The following is a 25,014-nucleotide window of genomic DNA, read 5'->3' as shown; positions in this document are numbered from 1 at the left end:
ATGAAACTTCTGTAGCTTGGCGAAACCATCATATTCAAGCAAAATAACGCAGCCGGATTGCATCAGCCAGCAATGCAGTCGTGGCGCGAAATCACTCGTCACCCTGCCTTATCAGCAAGTGTTATCTTCGACACCGCGGTCTGCGAGTTCGACACACAACTCATCCAAGGTCACTTCACCCCGGGACGCCACGCGCTCGCTGAGCCATTCACCATGGGCTGAGAGTTTGCTGCCACACGGATGGCCTTGTTTGGCGGTGGCAAGAGAACCAGATGACCGATGCAGGATTATCATGTTGTTGACGAACCGAGGCGAAACGCGAAAATGGCGCGCAGTTTCCCGGTTACTATTGCCCTCATTTACAAACGAAACGACACGCTTTAGTCGGACGCTCTCCGGTACAGATAAAGCCACTCATCTTTAACCTTGATATAGGTCTCGTTCAGGCTCCATTTCCGGGTGACTTCGCGCTTCTTCCGATTGAAGCGCGCAAGCAGCATGGGGCTGAAATGCAAAACCCAGCGATGCACCGTCGAATGATCCACGGCAATGCCGCATTCGGCCATCATTTCTTTCAGATTGCGAAGGCTCAGATTGTAAGTCAGCTACCATCGAACACAAAGGAGGATAACGGACTTATCGAAGTGGTGGCCTTTGAACATCACATAATCCAGCTTTTTGAAGCTGGGAACCTATATCAACACTTATTGACGAAACGTTTGTAACAGATCCCATCGACTTTTCACGAGCGTATCGATGCGCAAAGCCGCATAAACTACAGAATCGTTTTGAGTTCAGGCTGAACCGTTTTAAGGGAAGCGTCTTTCTATGTATCCAAAAGCTGCATTCCCATAGCGCGAGCCGCTCGCCGATCGAAGGTCACCGTTTCACGACATCCCGCAAGCCGCCCACCGTGTGCAATCAGCGCGTCAGAAAAATCTGCATTGCTGCCGCGAAATGCTGCAAGCGCCAGATAACCAACCTCGGCGGCCTCGATGACCAGCTCGCGTGTGCGCAGAAGCATTTCGATCACTTCGACTAAAGCGGCGCGCGGCATCTTATAAGAGTGCACTAGCACCCAAACGGTTTCGACCAGCACCACTTGGGAAATATATCCCGGCAGTTCGGTCGTGAGACCATCGATGATCTGTGACGCCGCTGCCGATTGTGCTTCGTCGTCCTGCGCCAGATAACGCACAAGCACGTTCGTATCGATGCCGATCACCTGCGAGTAGCTCCGCTTACAATTGCTGCGTCCATGTCCTTCAGGCTGACGGGCGTATCGGGCTGGGGGACGATTCCTTTCAACGATTTCACCGAACCGGACGCTGGCACGACGGCATAGTGACCGTCCGCCATGCGAATGAATTCAATGCGGTCGCCAACGGACAGCCCCATGTCATGGCGTACCTTGATCGGAATTGTGACCTGACCTTTCGAAGTGACGGTTGATAATGACATGGCGCACTCTCCTTACTAATGGTAAGGAGTAATGTAAGAAATAATTATCCGATGTCAAGCTCGCGCTACGGAGAACCCGAACGTCCTTGCTTCTCATATCGCGAAAACCCCTAGCTCCGAGGGGGAGGCCGGGGCGCCATGCTGGTAGGGGTGTTGAACGGATCAAGCCAGTGTACTCCTTTAAAGTATCAGTTAGCAGATAAAAGAAAACCCGGACATGTCTCTCAAACATCGAGATGCGCTAAGCCAAAGTGAGGCAGAATAGGTTGGGCTGGACTACTGCGGGCAGAATTCTTGTTTAACGCGCGGGTAGACAACCTTATTATTCGTTTTCGATAATGACGGCCAGAAAGGCGGGACCATAGCGTTCGAGCTGGATGCACTCGGTCGACCGCTGAAGCTGATCCTCACACCCGGCCAGAATCGACAAGGACAGCGTGTTTCGCAAGATCGATCGATGGGGCAATGTTTCCGCCCGCGCGCTGGAACCGAGTGCCGTCAACGCCATCGTCAAGCGGCGCGCCGCACTGGCAGGGCTTGATGCCAAAGAGTTCTCGGCGCACGGCTTGCGCGCGGGCTATCTCACCGAAGCCGCCAATCGTGGCATTCCCCTCCCCGAAGCCATGGAACAATCGCGCCATGAGCCGAGTGGTGGCCCTTTACGTCTTTGTGCCTGAGCCGCAATTTGGGGCGAGTAACAAACAACCCACCGGTTCAGCGTTGCATGGTCAACGTCTACGCCGCGTTCTGTCATCATTTCCTGAAGATCACGATGGACACTGAAGAACGCATATAGATGAAAACAGCATAAACAATAACATTTTTGGGGTAATGAGCCCCTTATAAATTAATCTTCATCCAATTAACCTCACTCAATTATTCAAAATAGATGCGAAAATACTATAGAGGAAGTAAATTTTTCGACATAACTTAACTCCGATAAGGGCTCCAGGAGGCTTGACAACAAGTCGCAATTAAAGGGCTTAATGACAAACAATCTTTGCTATCGTTGGCATCAGGCGCCGGAGTCACGATGTTAATCCACATGCCCGCCAAGATAAAGCGCCCGCATTGCTGGATCGGATAGCAATTCACGTGCAGGAGCATGGATCGCCACCTGCCCCAGAGACAGAACATAGGCGCGATCCGCCACACCCAATGCCTCGAAAGCATTCTGCTCAACCATGATGATGCACATGCCCTGCTTATCGCGGATATGCGCGATCGCATCGAATACCTTATGCAGCATCAGAGGCGAAAGACCCGCCGATGGTTCATCCAGCAACAGGATTTCAGGGCCGCCAATCAACGCCCGCGCTAACGACAACAATTGCCGCTCGCCCCCTGAAAGGGCCGAAGCCTTGCGGTTCTGCTTTGATGCAAGCGCAGGATATTGTTCCATCAGTGCGTCGTAGCGCTCCATCCTGATCTGCCGATCAAGGCCGCGTGCGCCAAGATGCAGGTTTTCGGCCACGCTCAGCGTTGCGAACACATTATCCGTTTGTGGAACATAACCGACGCGATGATGCCTAGCCTTTTCATGGATCGGTACGCGACTGACATCCTCGCCATTCATCTTCACGCAGCCCGACCGCGGACGGACATAACCGGCAATGGTTTTCAGAAGCGTGGATTTCCCGCAGCCATTCGGTCCCAGAATGGTAACGAGTTCCTTGCGCCCAGCCGTCAGCGAAATACCGTTGAGAATGTCTGCGCCATCGCCATAACCGGCGCGCAGGTCGCTGGCCTCGATCATAGCGCCATTCCCCCTTTTTCCACTGCCTTGCCCAGATAGGCTTCGACGACGCGCGCATTGCTCTCCAACTCGGCGGGCAAGCAGTCAGCGATGATATCCCCCCGGTCAAGCACGATGCAACGCGTGCAAAGTTCGCGGATGAACAGCATGTCATGTTCAACCACAACGCAGGCGCCGCCCCGCGCCACATAGCGGCGCAGGATATCAATCAATTGCGTGCGGAGCGACACATGCACGCCCGCCGTCGGCTCATCAAGGCAAAGAAGTCGCGGAGCAGAACGCAGTGCCGTCGCCACCGACAAAAGCTTCTTCTGCCCACCCGACAAGGCACTTGCGGCATTACCGGCTACATGGTCGAGCTTGAATTCCTCAAGCAGTTGGTCAACTTCTGGACCGAATGCGACCCGCGAGAACATGCCGCCGCCTTCGCGCCTGCCTGCCTGCAACACCTCTCGCACCGTCATTCGATGCGGCATGGATGGCAACTGAAATGTGCGCACCAGCCCCAGCTTCGTAATGTCGTGAATCCGGGCATCGGAAATATCCACGCCCGCAAATATTGTCGTTCCACCGCTACGCGGCAGAAAGCCGGAAATCACATTGAGCGCTGTGCTCTTGCCCGAACCGTTGGGGCCCAACAATCCCACGATCTCACCCGGACGAACGCTGAAGGACATTTTCTCCAGCACTGAATAGAGGCCAAAAGACTTCGCAAGATTGTCCACTGTCAGAAGATCAGCGTTCATGGCGCTCTCCTATACGTTCGGGGAATATGCCCTGAGGCCGCAACAGCAGGAAAACCAGTATCAGGCCGCCGGTAAGGATCAGGCGCGCGGCGGCGACGAAATCCGAAGGCAGTTGAAAATAGTCCTTCACGAAAGGGATATAGGCCATCATGAACTGCATGGCGAAAGCACCCGCAATCACGCCCTTATTGTTCGCCATACCACCAAGGATCACCATGGACCAGATCAAGAAAGTTTCCGGCACAACCATTTGCTCCGGCCCGACGAAGGTAAGGTAATGAGCGTAGAGGACACCCGCAAGCGCCGCGATCAACGACGAAATCAGCATGACGCGCATTCTGATTTGATCAATATCATAGCCCAGAGAGCGCGCCAGTTGCGGCTCTTCGCGCATCAGCTTCATCGACAGACCAAAGGGTGAGCGAACGATACGGCTGCATAGCCACCAGATCGCGGCGAGGATCAATGCAAACAGCGCGAGCCGTGCGATCCCATCCCAGGGGCGCAGGTTCGCAAAGAGCAATGGAAGCCCGGAAATACCCTGCGCTCCGCCCGTTACCGTTTCGAGATTATTGGCGAATATCCGGCAGATTTCGGCAATTGAAAGAGTTGCAATCCCCCAATAGTCGCTGGAAAGCCGCCGTCCCAACCGCGAAAAGAACGCGCCCACCAGACCTGCCATGACAAGTGCGATCGGTAGCCCCATTACCACAGGCAGCCCAAAACGATGGGCGAAGCCCGCGCCGTAAATACCGCAGCCAAACATGGCGATGAGGCCGAAATTCATCAATCCGGTGAAACCGACCTGAAGATTAAGGCTTAGTGCCAGAATGCCATAGAGGCACGCGATAGTCGCCACATGGATAAGGAAGTCAAACACGCGACACCTCGCTGACAAAAATGCCCTTGGGGCGCACGAGCAGGATGGCCACCAGAAGAGCAAAGGATGCTGCGGGCGCATAGCTTGCAGGCAGATAGAAAAAATCCTGCCCAGCGAGGAAGCCGAAATTCACATTGGTTATCAACGTCTCGGCTGCTGCGATGATGAGCGCTCCGGCAACAGCCCCAAAGGCATTACCAAGACCACCCAGAATAGCAGCTGCGAAAACCGGCAGCAGCATATTGGTTCCCATATCGATGCTGACAGAGCCACGTAACGCCAGCAACGAGCCGCCTAGTGCCGCCAGAACTCCGGAAAGAAAAACAACGATGCCGGTGACAAAGCGGTTATCCACACCCGTTGCTGCCGACAGCACCGGATTGGTGGAAACCGCGCGCATTTCCCGTCCGAGCGGCGTGCGGAACAATAAGAATGCAAAGGCAAGCAAGGCGGTTATCGTAATCGCGCCGGTAATCAGCTGCATCTCGGTAACGCGCACGTCCAGCATGCGCATGGCCGGGACGACGGGCACCTTGTAACGCTGAGCCGCCGGACCAAAACCCAACAGGAATATGGCCGACAAGATCATGCTTAAGGCCAGCGAACCAATCAGGGCGATCGCCGAATCAAGCCTTAGCAACCGTTCGAAAATGATGACGCTGAACAACTGCGCCAGCCCTCCGACCACCAGCGACGACAAGGTGATGGCCACTGCCAGAGGCATGCCCATTTTCTGTAGCCACATACCAAGGAACGCACCGACCACAGCATATTGCACGAGGGCGACATTCGGAAATCGGATCAACGAATAAACCGCACTGAGGGCCACGGCTATCAGGCCAAGATCGGCGGCACGAAAAACCGTATCGAAGAGAAATTGCATCATACCAGCATCTGCAAGGTTGGGCCGGACAGCGTGAACGCCGTCCGGCCTATTGCGTTACTCGTCACGGGCAAGCTTGCCGTCCACGATCTTGAGCTTCTGATAGGGCTGCCACAAACGCTGTCCATCCTTATCCAGCTTGAGCTCGCCAGTTGCGCCGGTGATGCCTTCGTCGCCAACCTGCGCAATTCCTTTCAGGACGGCCGCGCGGTCCGTGCCGCCCGCCTTTTCAAGTGCTGCTGCGGCAAAAAGGATCGTGTCATGGGCGTAACCGCTCCAAGCCGAGGCGAAGGACTGGCCATAAGCGGCCTCATATGCCTTGCTGTAGCTATCGTCTCCAGCGGCGGTGTAATCCACATCCATTCCGATCAGCCCTTCCTTGAATTCGGCAGGCGTATCGGCGTCATGCATCGTGACCTGAATCGAATACCAAGGTTTGTCATGCAGGCCCAATTCATAGGATTCCTGCATGAGCAACCCCCCATCCGCGCCATAGGCGGTGAAGACGTAGGCGTCGGGCTCCACCCCTTCGGCCTGCTGCAACTCGCGCCGATAGGAAGTCTGACCGGACGTATAGATAATGGTCGTTGCGACTTCTCCGCCCATTTCCTCGAACTGGCTCTTGAAGTTCGAGGCGATACCCTGACCGAAGGCATTGTTCATTGCCATCAGAGCTACACGCTTCCAGCCGCGTGCCAATACGTCCTCGGCAGCGAATTTGGTAGAAACATTGTCCAGTCCGACCATGGAAAACGAGGTCGCGCCGATACCGCGCACCAGGCCCGATGTCGAAACCGCATTGAGATGCGGAACGCCCTCCGCCACCAGATATTGCCCAAGCGGAATGGTGATGCCTGAAGAATATTCACCAATAACCAAGGCGACATTATCCACCGACACCAATTTTCGCGCCGCATCGATTGCACGCTGCGGGACATTTCCGGAATCTTCGTAAATTACCCGCAGCGGCTCTCCCAGAACACCGCCTTTCTCGTTGACTTCCTTGACGGCGAGCTCCATGCCGCGGCGCAAATCTTCGCCGCCGCTGGCGTTTACGCCGGACAATGGCAACACCGCGCCGATGACCACATCAGCATGAGCAGGAAGAGCCGTGGCCAGAAGCGATGCAGCAGCCAAAAGGCGTAAATTTATCTTCATCTCGTTTCCCCTTATTATAGATTATCGATATTCCGACCCGACAGGATGACAGACACCACACCCCGCCTCGCACGAGTCCGAGTTAGGACAGCTGCTAAACTGAATTGGCAAAACCGGATCATCCGGCGATCTGCGATCCCGCCATTCTCCCATTTCACGAGACGGTATCTTGATTTGAAATATTGACAGAAACGCACTGCGGGAAAACTAGAATACGGTGATAAGAGATATAACGATATTCAATCGCTCAAGCGCATAAGACGCAAATCTATAACGTTCCGGCACTTTATGCGGAAGCGAACTGGCAGCACCGGAGCAATCCGGCCCTGTAAAAAATCGCGGTCCATCGATCCCGCTTGAACCTTTTAAGCTGAAAGGGCGGCGTCGCCGGCATCGATCACGCCATCGATCAGATTTTCCGACATCAGCCTTTGGGCGAACGAACCTCTCGGTCGTTCAAGAGATTGGAAATATTGCCCTGCCGTCGCCGCACAACGGCGAGCCAGACCAATGGCTCCCTGCGGATCTATCGCACTAAAACTGATAGAATCGCGCGGGCGGAGCTGCATCAAAGCATCCAGTTCGCAATCAAGCACCGTGGCGATCTTCGGATAGCCGCCGGTTGCCTGATGGTCAGCCAGAAGTATGGTCGCCACACCGTCACCGGCAACCTGAACCGACCCGCGCAAAATAGCTTCTGACGGCATGTCGAGCGCTGCTTCGGGTGCAATCGCCGATCCGGCCAACCGCACACCCATCCGATCCCATGCGTCGGTCATCCGCCACGGGCCGGACAACAGAACGGAAATCGCATCCGGGGAAAAATAGCGGTCCTGCGGCCCAAGCGTCACATGCACGGAAGACCTTGGTCGTGCAAACACCGGGCAGGGAAAGTCACCCTCGCGGTCCTCGCGGATTTGTGCATCGGCAATCGTCAATTGCCGTCCTGCCATAAGACGTCCGCCGCCAAAGCCCGACATGGCATGGGTTGCAGCGCTTCCCAGCCATTCATCGCTCTCCAGCCGCCCCGCGAATGCGAGATAGCACCAACTTCCCCAATGACCGGGGCGGATGGCGAGTTTCTGTCCCTCATGCAAGGTCGCGATCATCCACGATCCGCGTTTCTGTCCCGCATGGTCGACAACGAAACCGCCGCCCGCCACAGCAAAAGTAACCGCGCCGCCATCGCATTGCAGCATGAGGCCACCCATGGAAATTTCGATGGCCGGACTATTCGCTGAATTACCAAGGGCAATATTCGCTGCCTTGAAAGCGGTGCGGTCCAAAGCCCCCGAAGCTGGTACGCCGAAGCGCAGAAAGCCCGGCCTGCCACCATCCTGCACGGAGACATGCGGCCCGGCGAATGTGACTGTGAGAACTGCTTCGCTCATGGCTTCGTCTCCGCATCGAACTGCGCACGGGAAATCCGCCTGAAGCGCACATTATCGCCGACATCAAACAGGAAAGGCCGCTCAGAATCGCCGGTCAGGACGCAGGTGGGCGACCTGCCGATGATCCACCAGCCAGTTGACATGGTAAGCGTGGTGACGAGACATTGTGGTCCGGCAATCAGCACGCTGCCTGCGGGAACGCCGCGAACCGCAGCAGCCTTGCGCGGCAAATATACTGTTTCCGGCACACCGGCCATATAGGCATAGCCGGGTGCAAAACCATACATGAAAACCCGATAGTCTCCTGAAAGATGTGCCGCAATCACCTCCTCCACTGTCAGGCCGGTCGCTTCCGCGACAGCCAGCAGATCGGGTGCCAGTTCGGTATCATAACAGACCGCGACCTCGCGTTCGGATTTCGTACCCGCGATCCTGCCACCCCGCGATAGCAACTGCTCAACGGCTTGCTGCGCCGCAGGGTGATCAGTGGTCAGAGGGTCAAATCGGATCGTCAGGCTGGCATAGGCAGGCACAGCCTCAATGAAGCCCGCGAACGGCTCCGCCTGCAACACCGCATCAAGCTGCATGACCCGCGCATGGATATTCTCATCGATGGTGTTTCCAAACTCGATCAGCAGCCCGTGTTCGGCGATGGCCCGATAACGGGGGAAATCCTGGGCGGACGCAGGGAGGATGTTCACGTCAGTCCGACCCTTCAACCAGAATGAAATCAGCATCTGCCGCTTCGTGCCCAAAGACCTTGGGCGTGCCTGCCATTGGCATATGATCCATATAAGCGCCGGGGTCCGTCGCTGTAACTTGCGCGATAAGATATCCCTTCGCCATGAACCAACTCCTTTTGCCCGTGCTAAAATGGTGCAATTACGATCCCGACGGCTTCAAGCCGTGTCCTGATTTTCTGCGCCATATCCAATGCACCCGCAGTATCGCCATGCACACAAATCGACTGCGCGGCCAGCGGAATAGGGTCACCGTCGATTACCGGCATCCTGCCGGTTTCCAGAAAGCGGATGAGCCGCTCCGCCGCTTCATCTGCATCGTGCAGCACCGCGCCCTCGCGCGAACGCGGCACAAGACGCCCGCTGGGAAGATAGGCCCGGTCAGCGAATATTTCGGAATAAACTGCAACATTTGCGGCACGCGCCGCCTGTTCCAGTTCGGTTCCTGAAATTGCGAGAATAGCCAGTTCTCCCGGCAGGGCCGCAACAGCGGCAGCGATGGCATTCGCCACCGCCCGATCATCCGCTGCCAGATTGCCCAATGCGCCATGCGGCTTGACGTACCGCACCTTTGCACCTGCCAGTGCAGCAATCCCTTGCAACGCTCCGACCTGCGCGGCAACCATGCGTCCGATTTCCACAGGCTGCATCGGGATCACCCGACGGCCAAAACCCTCACGATCCGTATAGCCCGGATGCGCCCCGATCACCACGCCACGCTCTCGCGCCAGCAGCAGGGTGCGGTACATGGTTTCGGGATCGCTGGCATGACCACCGCAAGCGATATTGGCCGATGTCACGATTTCGAGCATAGCGGCATCGTCGCCCATCGACCATGGGCCAAAACCCTCGCCGAGATCCGAATTCAGATCGATTTTCATCCTGCACCTTTCGCGGCCTCTACATTTGCAGCTGTTGCCATCAGGTTTCCGGCTGGTTGGTTGCACGCGTCAGCAGCACAACACCTGCGGCGTCAGCCGTATCGTAATAGGTGAACCCCGTACGGTTTTGCCGGCGTCCGCGCATCTTGACCGCCACACCGTCATCACTTGCCGCTGCTTCGGCCATATCGGCGTCACTCACCTCGAAACCGAGATGGAATACTCCCTCGCCCTTCGTGTCCAGATGGATACGCTGCGGGCTGGGATCATGGCTGGGCTGGCAAAGCTGCAACTGGATATTGGGCAGATTGCAGATGCGATATTGCATCGACATGAAACCCTCCTGGCTGGGAACCTCCAAGTCCTCATATTCCGCCAGCGGCGGATAGGCAATCCATGGTCCGATGCCGATGGATTCATAATAGGATTGCGTCTTGTCGATATCATGCACCACGATGCAGATATGATGCAGCTTGTTGAAAATATCAGACATGGCCTATCCTTTGTCCGGCATGACATAATTCAAAACACGTCTCCCGCCATCGGGATAAATCGTCTCGCCGGTGATGTAAGAGGCGTCATCGCTGGCGAGAAAGGCCACAACGGCTGCAATTTCCTCCGGCTCGCCATAGCGGCCCATCGGAGTGCGCGACATGATTGCCTTGGAACCGGCACTATCGATGAAATCGCCGACAACCATCTCGCTCATGATCGTTCCCGGCCCCACGCCTGCAACCCGAATGCCATGCGGCGCGAAAGCAACGGCGGCAGTGCCTGTCACCTGGTTCATGCCGCCCTTGGAGATTGCGTAGGGTGCCACATTGGGATTGGCGAGGCCCGAATTGATCGACGACATATTGATGATAACGCCGCCCTTGCCCTGCTCGATCATCCGGCGACCGGCTGCCTGCGTACCGAAGAAAGCGCCCTTGAGGTTGACGCTGAGCACCCGGTCATAGGTTTCTTCCGTCACATCGAGGAAGTCTACGATCGGACAGATGCCCGCATTGTTGACCATGATGTCGAGCCTGCCGAAATGTTCAACCGCCTTCGCAACCAGCGCATCGACCTGCGCCTTATCCGCAACGTCGGTGGGAATAGCCAGCACGCTATCAGGCGTGCCGATGGCAGCCGCGGTTTCATTCAGACGCGCCTCATCAATATCCGCGATGATGACTTTCGCTCCCTCGGCGAGCAAGCGCTCCGCGCAGGCACGACCTATTCCGCGAGCCGCCCCGGTGATTATGGCGATCCTGCCTTCGAGTTTCATCTCTTTTCTCCTTCAATAGACCACGGTTTCGACCATGGGCTTTCCATCCCGGATACGTTCCCAACCAAGGGGTGATACATCCAGCGTTCGATATGTGCCATGCATAACCAGTTCCGCCACCGCCCGCCCGACAGCCGGAGCGTGCATCACCCCATGCCCGGAAAAGCCGGTCGCAAAGATCAGATTGCCCAGTTCATCATGCGGGCCAACAATGCCGTTATGATCCAGCGCATTGATCTCGTAGTGTCCCGCCCAGCAGCGCTCCAGCCGCAATTGTTCCATGGCAGGAATGCGGGTCGCCAGCAGGGGCCAGAATATGTCTTCCATCAAATCGTGATGAGGTTCAAAATCATCGGTAGCGTCATGATCTTTATCCTCGGACGGCTGAATGCCGCCGATAAAGCCATCACCTTCCGGCCGCACCCATATGCCCGAAGAATCAAACAGCATCGGAAAGCCCTGCGGCTCCACCGGTGCACGGAAATTAAAGACACTACGCTTGCGCGGGCTGACAGGCAGGTCGATCCCAAGGCCGGACATTAATTGTCCCGACGCCGCCCCTGCCGCCAGAACGCAGATATCGCAGTCAATACGCGACCCGTCTGCAAGGCGTATTGCCATGACACGTCCGCCCGCAGTCTCGAAACCGGCAGCATCAGCGTTCAGATAAGTCACCCCCAGATCGCGTGCCGCGCCACGTATGAGCGATAGCAGCGACCATGCGTCGAACCAGCCTTCTCCTGTCGCGCCAAAAGTGCCTATTCCAACATCGTCAAGCGCAAGAAAGGGAAATCGCGCTGCGATTTCATCAGGTGTCAATGTCAACACATCCGCGCCTTCAGCGCGCTGCATCTGCGCGCCGGCGCGTCGCGTCTCAACCGTTTCCGGGCCTCCGAGAATAAGATACCCGTTTTCGACATAACCAATATCGGCGGACGGGCCGAAGGTTTTGCGGATATTGCGGAAAAACTCGACGCCGAACAAACTCATATGAATATTGACCGGCGTACCAAACTGCGTGCGGATGGATGCTGCGGAGAGAGCAGTAGAGGAGCGCTGATAGGTCGGGTCTTTTTCGATCACCGTTATCCGGCCTGCAAAACCTTCGCGACGCAGGAACCACGCGACGGCGCTACCGATGATAGCGCCGCCGATAATGACAGTATGAGCGGAGTTGAACTGCAACATGCGGCCTCAGCGAATAATGAAAGGATTGGCAGTCTGGCCCACCGTATCGATCCAGACAGTTTTGGTCTGCAAATAGGCGTCGATGGCCTCCCGCCCGCTTTCGCGGCCGATGCCGCTGCGCTTGTAACCGCCGAATGGTGCCATGAAGCTGACCGCGCGATAGCTGTTGACCCAGACTGTCCCCGCCTCAAGCACCGCGCTGCCGCGAATGGCGCGACCTATATCGCCGGTCCATAGCCCCGCCGCAAGCCCGTAAGGGCTGTCATTGGCAATCGCATAGGCTTCCTCTTCATCATCGAATGGAATGATCGACAGGACAGGGCCAAACACCTCTTCGCGCGCAATGCGCATCTGGTTGTTGACGCCGGTAAAGATGGTGGGTTCGACAAACCAGCCGTCGCGCAACTCTTCCGCGTCGGGAATTTTGCCGCCCAGCACCGCTTCTGCGCCCTCGCCTGTTGCGATATCGAGATAGGACAGCACCTTGTCACGCTGCCCGACGGTGGTGATCGGCCCGACCTGCGTGTCAGCGAGCATCGGATTGCCGATGCGCGCCGTTTGCGCCAGCGCCACCACACCCTCTACCACGCGGTCATGGACAGAGCGCTGCACCAGAAGCCGCGATCCTGCGATGCATGTCTGGCCAGTGGCCGCGAAAATTCCCGAAATCGCACCTTTTACTGCATTGTCGATATCCGCATCGGCGAAAACGATATTGGCCGATTTCCCGCCCAGTTCCAGCGTAATGGATTTCAACCCCTCGGCCACCGCCTTGTAAACGGCGATGCCGCCCGGCTCGCCGCCGGTGAAGGCCACTTTCGCCACATCGGGATGATTGACCAGCGGCACGCCGGTTTCCATCGGCATGCCGGTCACGGTGTTTACCACACCCGGCGGAAAACCGGCCTGCTCGAACAGGCGCACAAACTCCAGCGTCGATGCGGAAGCATGTTCGGACGGCTTGATGACCACGGTATTGCCCGCCGCAAGCAGCGGCGCGAGTTTCCATGTCAGCAGCAAGAGCGGCGAATTCCATGGCACGATCGCTGCGATCACGCCCAATGGCTCGCGCCGGGTGAAAGCAAACATGCCCGGCTTGTCGATAGGCAGAACCGAACCTTCGATCTTGTCGCAAAGGCCGCCAAAATACCGGAACCATTCGGGAATATAGCGCAATTGCGCCGTCATTTCGGTCAATAGTTTGCCGTTATCGCGGGTTTCAATGACTGCAAGACGTTCCGCATTCTCTGCGATCAGATCGGCCACACGCACCAGAAGTTTGCCACGTGCAGTCGCCGTCAGCCCGCCCCATTCCAGCGAGCGAAAAGCTGATCGGGCGGCAGCGACTGCCGCTTCCACCTCTGTCGGCCCGTCAAGGGGAATGAGGGCCCATGGCTTGCCCGTAAACGGATCATGGGATTCGAACGTTGCGGCAACGGGCCGGACTTTTCCTCCCACCGTATTCTGAAAAACTGTCAGCGCCATGGAGAACCCCGTTTCTTGTCATTATGATTTATGACCGGGCATCGACCCGGCCATATGAATTCAGCAGGTCGCAAAACCCAGATGCGCGCGGAACCTGTTCTTGATGAATACGGCATCGCGTGGCGGCAGCGAACGCGGCAGGTTTTCAGCCTTGATTTTCAGGACGAAAAGGCGTGGGCCGGTGGCCGGTTTACGCAATTTATCGATCAGTGCATCCACTTCTTCCAGATTACGCAATTCCGCAGTCTCGGCAAAGCCTGCCGCTGCCGCGATCTTGTCGAGCGCGATACCGCGCCCGGTATGGCTCTGCTGCATGCCGGTTTCGCCGAAATGCTGGTTATCAAGCACGATGATGTCGAGGTTTTTTGGCGCAGCCACTGCAATCGTCGCCAATGCGCCGAAAGCCATCAATTGCTCGCCATCGCCGGTAATCACCATTACCCGCTTGTCACGTTGCGCCTGTGCAATGCCCATACCCACAAGGGCCGCGCCACCCATCGCACCCCACAGATAATAATTATCGTTGCTATCGCCTGCTGCGTGCACATCATAGCTCGGCGACCCGAGGCCGGTCACGACCAGCGCGCCGTCACGAACGGCCAGAAGTTTGTTCACCGCCGCGCGGCGGTCCATCGTCGGAAGGCTCATGATCTCACCACTTCTTCTTGCCGAGCAGGCGCTGACCGATCAGCACTGCAATCTGTTGATCGCCGTCAAAAGCCATACCAGCAGCCTGCGCCACCACTTCGATCACATCGGCCCCGGTATCGGCGCGCAGAACAGTCACACCAATCGCCTTGAGCGACGCTTCCACCGCTTGCCCCATCGGCACTTGCCAGGGGTTGAATTCGGCCCATTCTCCACGCATCGTCACCAGCATGAGTAGCGGCGTGCGCGTCTGAACCGGCAGGGACAGCATGTTGATGCAATTGCCAACCCCGGAAGACTGCATCAGCACCACAGCCCGCTCCCCGCCCAACCAAGCGCCAGTCGCGACTGCAATCCCCTCTTCCTCCGTGGTGAGGACATTGGTGGTGACTTCCGCATCCTCACCAAACAGACGGATCAATGTCGAATGGCCCGCATCAGGCACATAGGACATCTGGCGAATGCCTGCTGCCTTCAGCACATCATAGAGTTCCAGCGGCCAGTCCGTGGCCAGATCGCGGGCTTTTTGCTCCGCAGGAATCGCTTCAGCGACATTCATTGCATATCTCCGGGAAGACCTCGTTATCTCTGGTATATCCCTCCCCGGAAAAGTACACATCGACCCTTTTTTTCAATCAGCTATATCGATATTGTATTGCTTATGGAACTTTCACAACTTCGCACCCTGATTCACGTCGCCGAGCTTGGCAGCCTCTCAAAAGCGGCGGACCGGCTTCACATTGCCCAACCCGCGCTGAGCCGCCAGATCCGCTTGCTTGAAGAGGAACTCGGCGTTCGCCTCTTCGAGCGGCATGGGCGTGGAATGATTCTCACCGATCAGGGGCAGGATGTTTTACGCCACGCATCGCGGGTCATGACCGAGCTTGAGGAAATTCGCGCCGCGGTGGCCGATGGCGATGCACCGCTGCGCGGCCATATCGCAATCGGAATGCCGCCTACCGTCTCGGACATTCTGGCCGAACCACTGGTCGCAGCTTTTCGTGAAAATCATCCCGACGCAACATTGCGCATTGTAAGCGCCTATTCCGGCTATCTGCTCGACTGGCTGCATCGCGGACAGATCGACGTCGCGATTCTTTACGATCCGAAATCAGCGCGCACGCTGCGCATTCAGCCTCTTCTTGAAGAAACGCTGTTCCTGATTGGTCCGCCCGGCTCGGGGCTTAGTCAAAATGTTCCCGTCAGTTTTTCGGAGCTTGAAAACCAGCCGATGCTGCTGCCCAGTATTGGGCATGGCTTGCGCGCAATTTTGGAGAAAAGCGCGGTCGAATGCGGGATCGATATTCAGGTGCGGGTCGAGGCCGACAGCTATTCCACTCTCAAGACGCTTGTGCGCAGCGGGCATGGCGCGACAGTGCTTCCGCTTGCGCCCATCCATCGCGATCTGGCCGAAGGCGAGCTTTGCGCCGCGCCTATCATTGATCCGGTGCCAATGCGGCGGCTTGTGCTCTCCTATCCCACCGACCGCCCGACGCCGCGACTGGCACGTTTTGCGGGCCAGACCATTGCGAGCAAGGTGACGGCCATGGTGGAAGAAGGCGTGTGGGCGGGACGAATTCTGGAAAGCGAGACGCAACCGCCCGCAAAAAACTCACGGTCAAAGCGCCTTTAAGCGGTTCCGGCCCTCCCCGCTTGTTTCAGGATTGCGCGGGCGCGCAGGCGCACAGGCTCATCCACCATTGCACCATCGATCGCAGTTGCGCCGTCGCCACTGGCCAACACTTTTTGCGCCCATGCAACTTCCGATGCTTCAGGCTGGAAGCCTTCCCGGATGGCAGCGATCTGCCGGGGATGAATGGCGAGCTTGCCGCCAAAACCCAGTTCGCGCGCATGACGCGCATCGGAAGCGATCAGTAGCGCATCATCGATGGATGTGGTCACACCGTCAACCGGCGCTTCCAGTCCCGCCAGACGCGAGGACAGCACCAGCTCGGAACGCGCAGCCAGAAGCGCCTCGCGTGTATGCGCACAACCCATATCGGCACTGAAATCGATAGAACCGAATACCAGCCGCACAACAAAGGGCATCGACGCAATCTCGCGGGCATACGCAATCCCCCGCGCTGTCTCGATCAGAGCGACAACAGGCAGGCCGCTCGCCGCAATTTTATCAAGGCTCGCTCCCACCTCGGCTTTGGGAAGCATGACCGCAGCGATAGGCAGCTTGCGCACCGCCGCCAGATCATCTTCATGAAAGAGTGTTCCCGTGCCATTGATCCGGACCAGCACCGGCAAGGCGGTGAAATCGGTACGCAGGGCCGAGCGCGCTTCAATCTTGGCTTCGACGGAAACCGCATCTTCGAGGTCGAGGATTATGGCGTCTGCGCCGGAGGCTGCCGCTTTTTCAAAACGGTCGGGGCGATTGGCCGGAACAAACAAGGGCGAGATGAAAGACGGCAAGTTCATGCCCAGCTTGCCTCCGCGCTCATCGCCACAGGTCCGCCATCGCGCATTGTCCAGAGCGACATGTTTCCATCCTTCTCTGACGCATGAATGAATATCCGCTCGCCGTCGAAAAGTGGCGACTGCCCGCGAAAACTAAATCGCGTGGGAGGCTTGCCCTTTAGTTCCTGCGCAAAATGCAGCATCCAGGTCGCCTGAAGCGGACCATGCACCACAAGGCCGGGATAGTATTCCACGTCGCGGGCATAGGCCCGGTCATAATGAATGCGGTGTCCGTTGAACGTGAGGGCGGAATAGCGGAACAGCAGCGGTGCTTCGGGCAGGACCGTTCGTTGATGCTCGCCGGAAGCAACCGGCTCCGCAGGCGCGGCTGGCCTTGCGGCTACCCCACCAGTCACGGCTTCACGGTAGACGAGATCCTGCCTTTCCCGGACAGCAATATTGCCCTCAACATCGAGCGTGTGTTCCACCGTCACGAAACACAATATGCCGGAGCGTCCCTCCTTGACCGAAATATCGGCAATGCGCGAGACGCGCCGCACCCGGTCGCCAACACGCAATGCCCCGTCAAAAATGAAACTCCCGCCCGCCCACATCCGGCGCGGCAGGGGAATTGGCGGCAGAAAGCCCCCTTTTTGCGGATGGCCATCCGCACCCAGCAAGCTTGTGGGTGCGGCGGGCTGGCCAAGGCAGAAATGAATCAGTGGTGGCGCGATTTCACCTTCGGCGGGCGCGGCCGCCGTTCTGTAGAGCGTCGCGTTGAACTTTCGCACCAGATCCACAGTGATCACATCAAATATGCTCTCCTCGCGGCCCAGCCAGGAGCGCAAATGATCTATATCGAGCCGATCAGCGTCAGTTTCCGTCATGAGGCGTTTGCCTTCCTCGGGCCAGCCGGGATCGACCGATATTCACCAAGCGCCGGAACCGCTCCATATTCCCTTTCCTCGCCGACAAAGATCGGCGCTGGCGCTGGAAAGGATACCGGCCCTGCCGCTGTCTCGACCTTGATGCGGCGAAGATGCGGATGTGAAGCCAGTGCCTCCATATCGTTGACGGCAGCAAAAGCCACATCCGCAGCCGCAAGCAATTTCACGGCGTCCTTTTCACTCAATTGTGCGAAAGCATCCGTGACCAGCGCGTCCGTCACAGTGCGGTTGCTCACGCGCGCAACATTGCTTGCCAGCAGGGGGTCCGCAGCCCTCTCCGGCTGCCGGAGAAACTCGGCGCAGAATTTGCTCCATTCGCGATCACTCTGGATCGAGATCAGGATTTCCTTGCCGTCTTTGGTTCGGAAAACCCCATAGGGCGCAATCGAAGGATGGGCGAGGCCGATGCGGTTAGGCGCTTTGCCCGCCTGCTGATGCAGGAGCGGGACCGTCAGCCAATCGGCCATGACATCAAACATCGAAACGCGGATATCCGCGCCGCTTCCTGTATTGGCACGCGCCAGCAGCGCTTCAAGAATGGCCGAATAGGCCGTCGCCCCCGTGGCGATATCGACAACGGAAATGCCGACGCGCGCGGGCGCTTCCGGACCTCCGGTAATCGAGGACAGACCCGATTCCGCCTGAATAAGCAGATCGTAAGCCTTGCGGCTGGCAAACGGCCCGCTCTCGCCATAACCGCTGATCGAACAGATGATAAGCTGCGGATGGGCCCGGTGCAATTGTTGAGGACCGAAGCCAAGACGGTCGAGTGCGCCGGGCTTGAGATTCTGGACGAGAATATCCGCCTGAGAAAGCAGATCACCGAGAACCTGCTTGCCCTCTGTCGAGGCGAGGTCAACGACCAGTGAATCCTTGCCACGATTGAGCCAGACGAAATAACTGCTTTCGCCCGCGCACACATCGTCGTAGCCACGAGCGAAATCGCCTTCTGGCCGTTCAATCTTGATGACCTGCGCACCCGCATCCGCGAGCCGCGAGGAGCAGAAGGGGGCTGCGACGGCCTGCTCTATTGCCACAACCACGATGCCATCGAGCGGCAGGCGCTTTTTCTTTTCCATCAATAGGACCTCGGCAAACCGAGAACATGCTCGGCAATATAGCTCATAATCATATTGGAGGAGATCGGTGCCACCTGATAGAGCCGGGTTTCACGGAATTTGCGCTCGACATCATATTCGCACGCGAAGCCGAAACCGCCATGGAATTGCAGGCAGGCATTCGCCGCTTCCCATGAAGCCTTCGCCGCCAGATATTTGGCCATATTGGCCTGCGCCCCGCATGGCTCTCCCGCATCATAAAGCCGACAGGCTTCGTAGCGCATGAGATTAGCCGCCTCCACCTCGATATAGGTTTCGGCGATAGGGAACTGCACACCCTGATTCTGGCCGATCGGACGACCGAACACATTGCGCTCTTTCACATAATCCGAAACTTTCTCGATGAACCAGTAGCCATCGCCAATACATTCGGCGGCGATCAGCACCCGTTCGGCATTGAGGCCTGTCAGGATATATTTGAACCCCTGCCCTTCCTCACCGATCAGGTTTTCCTCGGGTATCTCAAGATTATCGAAGAATAATTCATTGGTTTCATGATTGACCATATTGAGAATCGGATTGACCGTCAGGCCGTTGCCAATCGCATCCTTCAGATCGACAAGGAAGATCGACATGCCTTCCGATTTCTTCTTTACCTGATCAAGCGGTGTCGTCCGCGCGAGAAGAATCATCAGGTCCGAATGCTGCACGCGGCTGATCCAGACCTTCTGCCCGTTGATCACATAGCGGTCACCCTTTTTCACCGCCATCGTCTTGATTTTCGTGGTGTCCGTGCCGGTGGTGGGTTCCGTCACACCCATTGATTGCAGCCGCAATTCGCCCGACGCAATCTTCGGCAGATAGCGTTGGCGCTGCTCCTCCGAACCATGGCGGACAAGCGTGTTCATATTATACATCTGCCCATGACAGGCGCCGGAATTCCCGCCTGCACGGTTGATTTCCTCCATGATGACAGAGGCTTCGGTGAGGCCGAGGCCCGAGCCGCCATATTTTTCAGGAATAAGCGCCGCCATCCAGCCCGCTTCGGTTAAAGCGGCAACGAATTCTTCGGGATAGGCCCGCGCCTCATCAATCCTGCGATGATACTCCGCCGGAAACTCGGCGCAAAGCGCCTGCACCGCTTCGCGGATTTCCCGATAATTCCCATCGCCGACATTCCGGAAAGTCATAGTCTAACTCCTGTTGGATGGAGCGGACTATAGCCAGCGAAACCATAAGCGAAAAACAACGTGTTTCTATATCAGATATGCCGGAATTGCATCCGTTGGCATGAGCGCCCGACGGGCCCATCTTATTGTCTCTGAAATCGCTGCCGCGAATTTCATAATATCCAATTTCACACACTGTTATCGCGTAATTATATAACCCCAACTTCTCCGCCCTGCTATAAGCCTAGCGAAATATGCCCATTTCAGCAGGAGAGAATTTCCCGTGAATGTACTTATTGTCTATGCCCATCCCGAGCCAAAATCATTCAATGGCGCCATGAAGGATTTAGCTGTTGAAACACTGACCTCCCTTGGGCACAGCGTCGTCGTGAGTGACCTCTATGCCATGGGTTTCAATCCCGTAGCCGGCAGAAACGACATTGAGGGAGATCCGTCCAACCCCGAATTCTTCAGCCTCCCCAGAGAGCAGACCATCGCATATGAAAACGGGAGAACCGCTTCAGATATTGCCACCGAAATGGAAAAACTCAAACAGGCAGAACTGGTAATCTTCCAGTTCCCTGTCTGGTGGTTTGGCATGCCTGCGATTTTGAAGGGCTGGGCCGATCGCGTATTTGCTCGCGGATTTGCCTATATTTCGGGGAAAAAGTACGATACCGGGATATTCAAAGGCAAACTGGCCATGATTGCCGCAACCACCGGCACATCTGCCGACACCTATGCACCGGATGGAATCGACGGCGACGTGCTGACAGTGCTCTGGCCGATCCATAACGGCCTGTTCCGCTATAGTGGCTTCGACGTCCTGCCGCCCTTTGTAGCCTATATGCCCGGTCGCGTTGGTGATGACGGGTGCAAAAACTATCTGGAAGCCTATCGCAAACGTTTAGAAGAAATTGATAGCACCCCGCGTCTCTTTTTCCACCCTGCCGAAGACTACGGCCCGGACGAGCGTCTGAAGCCTGGAGTGCTAGCACGATCAGGGATACAGAGAAACGTCAAATAGTAAAGCTCTTAACACTGACGCATTTCCAGCTTTCGTCGAAGTTGCTTTCATGATTCTCATGTCCGCTACCACCCTTCCGTTTACGGAAGATCAATGGGACAGCACCGGAAATGGAACGGGTCGAGTTCTGCATTAGCGAAACCCGGCCCGTTCTACAATGCGATTGATGCGATGTTTACCGCTCGACAGCATCCAATGCGTGGATAATTCCACGTAATTCAGCCAGACCGCGCAACCGGCCGATCACCGGATAGCCGGGAGTAACCTCCTTTTCGAGATCATCGATCATGCGGTGGCCGTGGTCAGAACGGAAAATGATAGAGGCGCTTTTATCGCGCGTGCGATCTTCTGCCAGCAATATACGCAGCATTGCGACCATATCGACATCGCCTTCCAGATGCGCTGCTTCATAAAAACTGCGACCATCGCCCTGGCGGGTTGTAGCGCGCAAATGCGAGAAATGAATGCGCGAGGCAAAGCGCTTTGCCATGGCTGGCAAATCATTGTCGGCGCGAACACCAAGACTGCCGGTGCAAAAGCACATGCCATTGGCTGATGACGGCACTGCGTCAAATAATGCTGCATAATCCGCTTCTGTCGATGCAATGCGCGGCAGGCCGAACAATGGACGCGGCGGATCATCGGGATGCAATGTCAGCTTTACACCCAGACTTTCAGCGGCTGGCGTTACCGCCTGTAAAAATTCGATGAGATTTTGGCGTAGACGATTTGCGTCAACACCTGCATAGATTTCGAGCTTATCGCGGAACGCGGGAATGGTCAGTGGCTCGGTTGTGGAGCCGGGCAAGGCGCTGGCAATATTATGAATAAGCCTAGCGATTGCAGCCTCGTCCATTGCCTCAAAGACCTGGGCGGCAATAGCGCGGTCCTCGTCGGAATAATCGGCTTCTGCTCCCTTTCGCTGCAAAATATGCAGATCAAATGCCGCAATCATGGTGTGGTCAAAGCGCATTGCTGTCGCGCCGGTATCCGTGACGTAGTCAAGATCGGTACGGCACCAATCGACCACGGGCATGAAATTATAGCAGATAACACGAATGTCATTGTCTGCCAGCGCTTCCATGCTGGCGATCCAGGAGGCGATTTCCTGCTTCGCGCTGCCGCCTAAACGTTTAACGGCATCGGGAATGGGAATGCTTTCAACGACAGACCATGTGAGTGGCCGGCGTCCGGCGGGCGTGGTTTCAATCAGTGATTTACGTTCACGCACCTGTTCAGAGGTCCAGGCCTGACCAATTGGTATTTCATGCAAGGACGAAACAATATCCGTTGCACCCGCTTGTCGCACCGCATCCAATGAAACACCGGCCTTCGGGCCAAACCATCTCCATGCCTGGCGCATTCCATTCTCCGTTTTTGCAATTTATGCCCGGATCAGACAAATGAATCCGGATTGCTTTTTCTCAATTCGTTGATGTCTGGTTCCACAGCGCTCAAATGACGCTTCATTGCAGCACAGGCCTCGGCTACATCATGGTTCTCAATCGCGTTGCGGATCGTCTTATGCTCGGCAATGACATGCGCCATGCGTCCCAAGGCTGGCAATGTCATGCGGCGTGCGCGGTCAATCTGGACTTTGACGGGCTTGAGAAATTGCCAGATGCCGGGATGATTGGCAATGGTGGCAATCGCTTCATGAAAAGCATCGTCGGCAGAGTGGAATGCATCCAAATTCTGCCGCTCGGCGAAGAATTCCTGTCGTGCCAGAATCTCATCAAGAAAATCGATGTCCTGGCTCGTTGCTGATGCAGCGGCGCGCTCGATCGTCGCCCCTTCAAGCGCTTGCCGGATAATCACCGCCTCTGGAATTAAAGCAACTGGAATACGGGCAACAAATGTACCGGATTGCGGGAAAACATCGACAAGTCCGTCTTCAACCAAGCGGATTATTGCTTCACGCACCGGAGTACGGCTTACGCCGAACTGTTCCGTTAATGCCTTTTCATTGAGTGCAGTTCCCGGAGTGAGCTGCATGGAAACGATAGATGTATGCAATTCGCGGTAAATCACGGTCGCTGTCGTAACCCGTCCTGCACTCACCCGTCGTCCGCTGGTTTTGCTGGTCAGGCCCGTCTCAATTCCAGCCTTGCCGCCTGAATCGGCCCGTCGGAGGGGAGGTGTGGCTGATTTGTCCTTTGGCTTTTGCATGGTCATTTCCATATTCCATTTTCCGCATTCCAGTTTTCTCTCTCCGTTTCCGGAGATGTCCGATGAGAAAAACTCCTCTTGCCTGAGATGTAATTTGGTAATGCGTTCGAAGCTTCAAACGATAGTTGACATACTAATATATTATTCTCTACTCTCCGCCAAGGTTCATACGGTCCTTATATGAAAAAGTTCCGGGATGAATCTTACCGGGAGGAGTCGTTAGGCAGTCTATGTCGCAATCGAGCCGGTATTCGCTGTTTCAATGTCGCCTGCGCATTTTCATGCGTGTGGTGATCAATGCTATCAGACACAGTAAGGCCACATCATGCCGCTTCACCCGGATCGACTTTTCCCCATTGAATCAGACGCCCGTTCAATCGCGCGCCGTCTTTTTGCTGAGGTCGAACATCTGCCGATTGTATCACCGCATGGACATACGGATCCAGTTTGGTATGCACAGGATGAAGCGTTTCCAGATCCGGCCAGCTTGTTTGTAAAGCCAGATCATTATATTTTCCGCATGCTTTACTCGCAGGGTATCAGCCTCGAAAGTCTGGGCGTTCCGCGCAGTGATGGCGAACTGGTCGAGACGGACGGGCGAAAAATCTGGAACCTGTTTGCCAGCCATTGGCCGTTGTTTCGCGGTACACCGTCAAGACTGTGGTTTGAACACTCGCTGGAAAAAGTTTTTGGCATTACAGAACGTCTGAACAGCCAGAACGCCGATAAGATTTACGACCAGATTGCCGATCGATTGGGTGATCCGTCCATGCGCCCCCGCGCTCTTTACGATCAGTTCAAGATTGAAGTGATTTCAACAACCGATGCGGCCACTGACGATCTTGCTGCTCACGATACGATCTTGAAATCCGGCTGGCATGGCCGTGTGGTGCCAGCCTATCGGCCGGATGCGGTGATCGACGCTTCACGCCCGGATTTCAGCGCGAATGTGAGAGCTTTGGTCGCTCTGGCAAATACCAATCTCGATTATGCCGGATATTTAGAGGCGCACCGCATTCGCCGCCAATATTTCATTGCTCGCGGCGCGACGTCCAGCGATCATGGCCATCCGACGGCGCGTACCGCCAATCTTTCCCAAGCAGAAGCCAGCGCTCTGTTTGAGCGTGTTATCAAAGGTGGCGCAACAGCTCCCGATGCAGAACTGTTCCGGGCACAAATGCTGACGGAAATGGCGCGGATGAGCATTGAAGACGGATTGGTGATGCAAATTCACCCCGGTTCATTCCGCAATCATAATACGGAAATATTCGGCCGTTTCGGTCCTGATAAGGGGGCCGATATTCCGCGTGCTACCGGCTATGTGGAGGAGTTGAAGCCGCTGCTTGATGCTTATGGCAATGATCCGCGCCTGACATTGATACTCTTCACACTCGATGAGACGAGCTATAGTCGTGAACTGGCCCCGTTGGCCGGGCATTATCCAGCTTTGCGGCTTGGTCCGGCATGGTGGTTCCACGATAGTCCGGAAGGTATGCGTCGCTATCGCGAACTCACCACCGAGACTGCGGGTTTTTATAATACTGTTGGCTTTAACGACGATACACGGGCTTATTTGTCGATCCCGGCGCGTCACGATATGGCGCGGCGTGTCGATTGCGCTTTTCTTGCTCGTCTGGTGGCAGATCACCGGCTGGATGAAGATGAAGCCCATGAGGTGGCCTTCGATCTGAGTTATCGCCTTGCCAAAAAAGCCTACAAGCTTTGAGCCATCCTTATTCGATAAAGAGCAG

Annotated in this window: 26 protein-coding genes and 3 pseudogenes; 4 read left to right on the top strand and 25 right to left on the bottom strand. The window is 56.3% G+C overall.

Annotated features, from left to right (window positions below; genetic code table 11):
• Nucleotides 1–395: 395 nt before the first annotated feature.
• The 3 genes and pseudogenes from DKP76_RS12895 to DKP76_RS12885 all read right to left on the bottom strand — a co-directional run.
• A pseudogene (locus DKP76_RS12895) lies at nt 396–605 on the bottom strand (IS6 family transposase); the annotation flags it as partial.
• 221 nt (nt 606–826) lie between these two features.
• A complete protein-coding gene (locus tag DKP76_RS12890) occupies nt 827–1,225 on the bottom strand; it encodes a type II toxin-antitoxin system VapC family toxin (RefSeq protein ID WP_109707199.1) in 399 nt (132 codons plus the stop codon).
• Entirely contained in the window at nt 1,222–1,461 is a 240-nt protein-coding gene (locus DKP76_RS12885) for an AbrB/MazE/SpoVT family DNA-binding domain-containing protein (protein ID WP_109707198.1), read from the bottom strand. Before DKP76_RS12885 ends, DKP76_RS12890 begins: the two co-directional genes overlap by 4 nt.
• Before the next feature lie 416 nt (nt 1,462–1,877).
• Between DKP76_RS12885 and DKP76_RS12880 the strand changes: the two are divergent.
• A pseudogene (locus DKP76_RS12880) lies at nt 1,878–2,102 on the top strand (site-specific integrase); the annotation flags it as partial.
• Here DKP76_RS12880 and DKP76_RS19640 read toward each other — a convergent pair.
• From DKP76_RS19640 to DKP76_RS12805, 16 genes and pseudogenes are all read right to left on the bottom strand, one after another.
• Nucleotides 2,096–2,277: pseudogene (locus DKP76_RS19640) on the bottom strand (IS6 family transposase); the annotation flags it as partial. The pseudogenes DKP76_RS12880 and DKP76_RS19640 overlap by 7 nt on opposite strands.
• A gap of 220 nt (nt 2,278–2,497) precedes the next feature.
• Nucleotides 2,498–3,217: an ABC transporter ATP-binding protein gene (locus DKP76_RS12870; RefSeq protein ID WP_109707197.1), complete on the bottom strand. Its 720-nt coding sequence runs from the start codon at nt 3,215–3,217 to the stop codon at nt 2,498–2,500.
• Nucleotides 3,214–3,963: an ABC transporter ATP-binding protein gene (locus tag DKP76_RS12865; protein WP_109707196.1), complete on the bottom strand. Its 750-nt coding sequence runs from the start codon at nt 3,961–3,963 to the stop codon at nt 3,214–3,216. Before DKP76_RS12865 ends, DKP76_RS12870 begins: the two co-directional genes overlap by 4 nt.
• A complete protein-coding gene (locus DKP76_RS12860) occupies nt 3,953–4,843 on the bottom strand; it encodes a branched-chain amino acid ABC transporter permease (protein ID WP_109707195.1) in 891 nt (296 codons plus the stop codon). The genes DKP76_RS12865 and DKP76_RS12860 overlap by 11 nt, the downstream gene beginning before the upstream one ends.
• Nucleotides 4,836–5,729, bottom strand: a complete 894-nt coding sequence (locus DKP76_RS12855) for a branched-chain amino acid ABC transporter permease (RefSeq protein WP_109707194.1) — start codon at nt 5,727–5,729, stop codon at nt 4,836–4,838. Before DKP76_RS12855 ends, DKP76_RS12860 begins: the two co-directional genes overlap by 8 nt.
• A gap of 54 nt (nt 5,730–5,783) precedes the next feature.
• A complete protein-coding gene (locus DKP76_RS12850; RefSeq protein WP_109707193.1) occupies nt 5,784–6,884 on the bottom strand; it encodes an ABC transporter substrate-binding protein in 1,101 nt (366 codons plus the stop codon).
• Nucleotides 6,885–7,249: 365 nt separating this feature from the next.
• Entirely contained in the window at nt 7,250–8,275 is a 1,026-nt protein-coding gene (locus DKP76_RS12845) for a 5-oxoprolinase subunit C family protein (protein WP_109707192.1), read from the bottom strand.
• Complete coding sequence (locus DKP76_RS12840; RefSeq protein ID WP_425349402.1) at nt 8,272–8,970, bottom strand: 5-oxoprolinase subunit B family protein; 699 nt, start codon at nt 8,968–8,970, stop codon at nt 8,272–8,274. Before DKP76_RS12840 ends, DKP76_RS12845 begins: the two co-directional genes overlap by 4 nt.
• A 7-nt stretch (nt 8,971–8,977) precedes the next feature.
• Nucleotides 8,978–9,121, bottom strand: coding sequence for a hypothetical protein (locus tag DKP76_RS19405; RefSeq protein ID WP_199224806.1), 144 nt, complete (start codon nt 9,119–9,121; stop codon nt 8,978–8,980).
• 22 nt (nt 9,122–9,143) lie between these two features.
• Nucleotides 9,144–9,896, bottom strand: a complete 753-nt coding sequence (locus DKP76_RS12835) for a LamB/YcsF family protein (protein WP_109707190.1) — start codon at nt 9,894–9,896, stop codon at nt 9,144–9,146.
• 40 nt (nt 9,897–9,936) lie between these two features.
• A complete protein-coding gene (locus DKP76_RS12830) occupies nt 9,937–10,389 on the bottom strand; it encodes a VOC family protein (RefSeq protein ID WP_109707189.1) in 453 nt (150 codons plus the stop codon).
• A gap of 3 nt (nt 10,390–10,392) precedes the next feature.
• Nucleotides 10,393–11,166, bottom strand: coding sequence for an SDR family NAD(P)-dependent oxidoreductase (locus DKP76_RS12825; RefSeq protein ID WP_109707188.1), 774 nt, complete (start codon nt 11,164–11,166; stop codon nt 10,393–10,395).
• A gap of 12 nt (nt 11,167–11,178) precedes the next feature.
• Nucleotides 11,179–12,354, bottom strand: a complete 1,176-nt coding sequence (locus DKP76_RS12820) for an NAD(P)/FAD-dependent oxidoreductase (protein WP_109707187.1) — start codon at nt 12,352–12,354, stop codon at nt 11,179–11,181.
• Between the two features lie 6 nt (nt 12,355–12,360).
• Complete coding sequence (locus DKP76_RS12815) at nt 12,361–13,839, bottom strand: aldehyde dehydrogenase (RefSeq protein WP_109707186.1); 1,479 nt, start codon at nt 13,837–13,839, stop codon at nt 12,361–12,363.
• Between the two features lie 60 nt (nt 13,840–13,899).
• On the bottom strand, nt 13,900–14,487 hold the full coding sequence (locus DKP76_RS12810) for a thiamine pyrophosphate-dependent enzyme (RefSeq protein WP_109707185.1): 588 nt from the start codon (nt 14,485–14,487) through the stop codon (nt 13,900–13,902).
• A 4-nt stretch (nt 14,488–14,491) separates the two neighbouring features.
• The gene (locus DKP76_RS12805; RefSeq protein WP_109707184.1) at nt 14,492–15,046 is read right to left on the bottom strand and encodes a thiamine pyrophosphate-binding protein; all 555 of its coding nucleotides are present in this window, start codon (nt 15,044–15,046) and stop codon (nt 14,492–14,494) included.
• Between the two features lie 102 nt (nt 15,047–15,148).
• Here DKP76_RS12805 and DKP76_RS12800 point away from each other — a divergent pair, with 102 nt between their 5' ends.
• Nucleotides 15,149–16,120 (top strand): LysR family transcriptional regulator, encoded by a 972-nt coding sequence (locus DKP76_RS12800; RefSeq protein WP_109707183.1) that lies wholly within the window; start codon nt 15,149–15,151, stop codon nt 16,118–16,120.
• Here DKP76_RS12800 and DKP76_RS12795 read toward each other — a convergent pair.
• Genes DKP76_RS12795 through DKP76_RS12780 form a run of 4 tightly spaced genes read right to left on the bottom strand, consistent with a single transcriptional unit; the run spans nt 16,117 to nt 20,088 of the window.
• Nucleotides 16,117–16,914: an HpcH/HpaI aldolase/citrate lyase family protein gene (locus tag DKP76_RS12795; RefSeq protein ID WP_109707182.1), complete on the bottom strand. Its 798-nt coding sequence runs from the start codon at nt 16,912–16,914 to the stop codon at nt 16,117–16,119. The two genes, DKP76_RS12800 and DKP76_RS12795, sit on opposite strands and share 4 nt — an antisense overlap.
• Nucleotides 16,911–17,780, bottom strand: coding sequence for an HTD2 family dehydratase (locus tag DKP76_RS12790; RefSeq protein ID WP_109707181.1), 870 nt, complete (start codon nt 17,778–17,780; stop codon nt 16,911–16,913). Before DKP76_RS12790 ends, DKP76_RS12795 begins: the two co-directional genes overlap by 4 nt.
• Entirely contained in the window at nt 17,777–18,919 is a 1,143-nt protein-coding gene (locus DKP76_RS12785; RefSeq protein WP_109707180.1) for a CaiB/BaiF CoA transferase family protein, read from the bottom strand. Before DKP76_RS12785 ends, DKP76_RS12790 begins: the two co-directional genes overlap by 4 nt.
• Entirely contained in the window at nt 18,919–20,088 is a 1,170-nt protein-coding gene (locus DKP76_RS12780) for an acyl-CoA dehydrogenase family protein (RefSeq protein ID WP_109707179.1), read from the bottom strand. The genes DKP76_RS12785 and DKP76_RS12780 overlap by 1 nt, the downstream gene beginning before the upstream one ends.
• A gap of 262 nt (nt 20,089–20,350) precedes the next feature.
• On the opposite strand from DKP76_RS12780, the gene DKP76_RS12775 reads away from it, so the two are divergent.
• Nucleotides 20,351–21,094, top strand: a complete 744-nt coding sequence (locus tag DKP76_RS12775) for an NAD(P)H-dependent oxidoreductase (RefSeq protein WP_109707178.1) — start codon at nt 20,351–20,353, stop codon at nt 21,092–21,094.
• 175 nt (nt 21,095–21,269) lie between these two features.
• Here DKP76_RS12775 and uxuA read toward each other — a convergent pair whose 3' ends face one another.
• Complete coding sequence (gene uxuA / locus DKP76_RS12770; protein WP_109707177.1) at nt 21,270–22,457, bottom strand: mannonate dehydratase; 1,188 nt, start codon at nt 22,455–22,457, stop codon at nt 21,270–21,272.
• A 32-nt stretch (nt 22,458–22,489) separates the two neighbouring features.
• A complete protein-coding gene (locus DKP76_RS12765; RefSeq protein WP_425349401.1) occupies nt 22,490–23,269 on the bottom strand; it encodes a GntR family transcriptional regulator in 780 nt (259 codons plus the stop codon).
• A gap of 319 nt (nt 23,270–23,588) precedes the next feature.
• On the opposite strand from DKP76_RS12765, the gene uxaC reads away from it, so the two are divergent.
• A complete protein-coding gene (uxaC, locus tag DKP76_RS12760; protein WP_109707175.1) occupies nt 23,589–24,989 on the top strand; it encodes a glucuronate isomerase in 1,401 nt (466 codons plus the stop codon).
• Nucleotides 24,990–25,014 lie beyond the last annotated feature (25 nt).

It is taken from the genome of Falsochrobactrum shanghaiense (genome assembly GCF_003149535.1).
In the GTDB taxonomy this organism is placed as follows: Bacteria; Pseudomonadota; Alphaproteobacteria; order Rhizobiales; family Rhizobiaceae; genus Brucella; species Brucella shanghaiense.
This window is presented reverse-complemented; position numbering and strand designations above follow the sequence as displayed.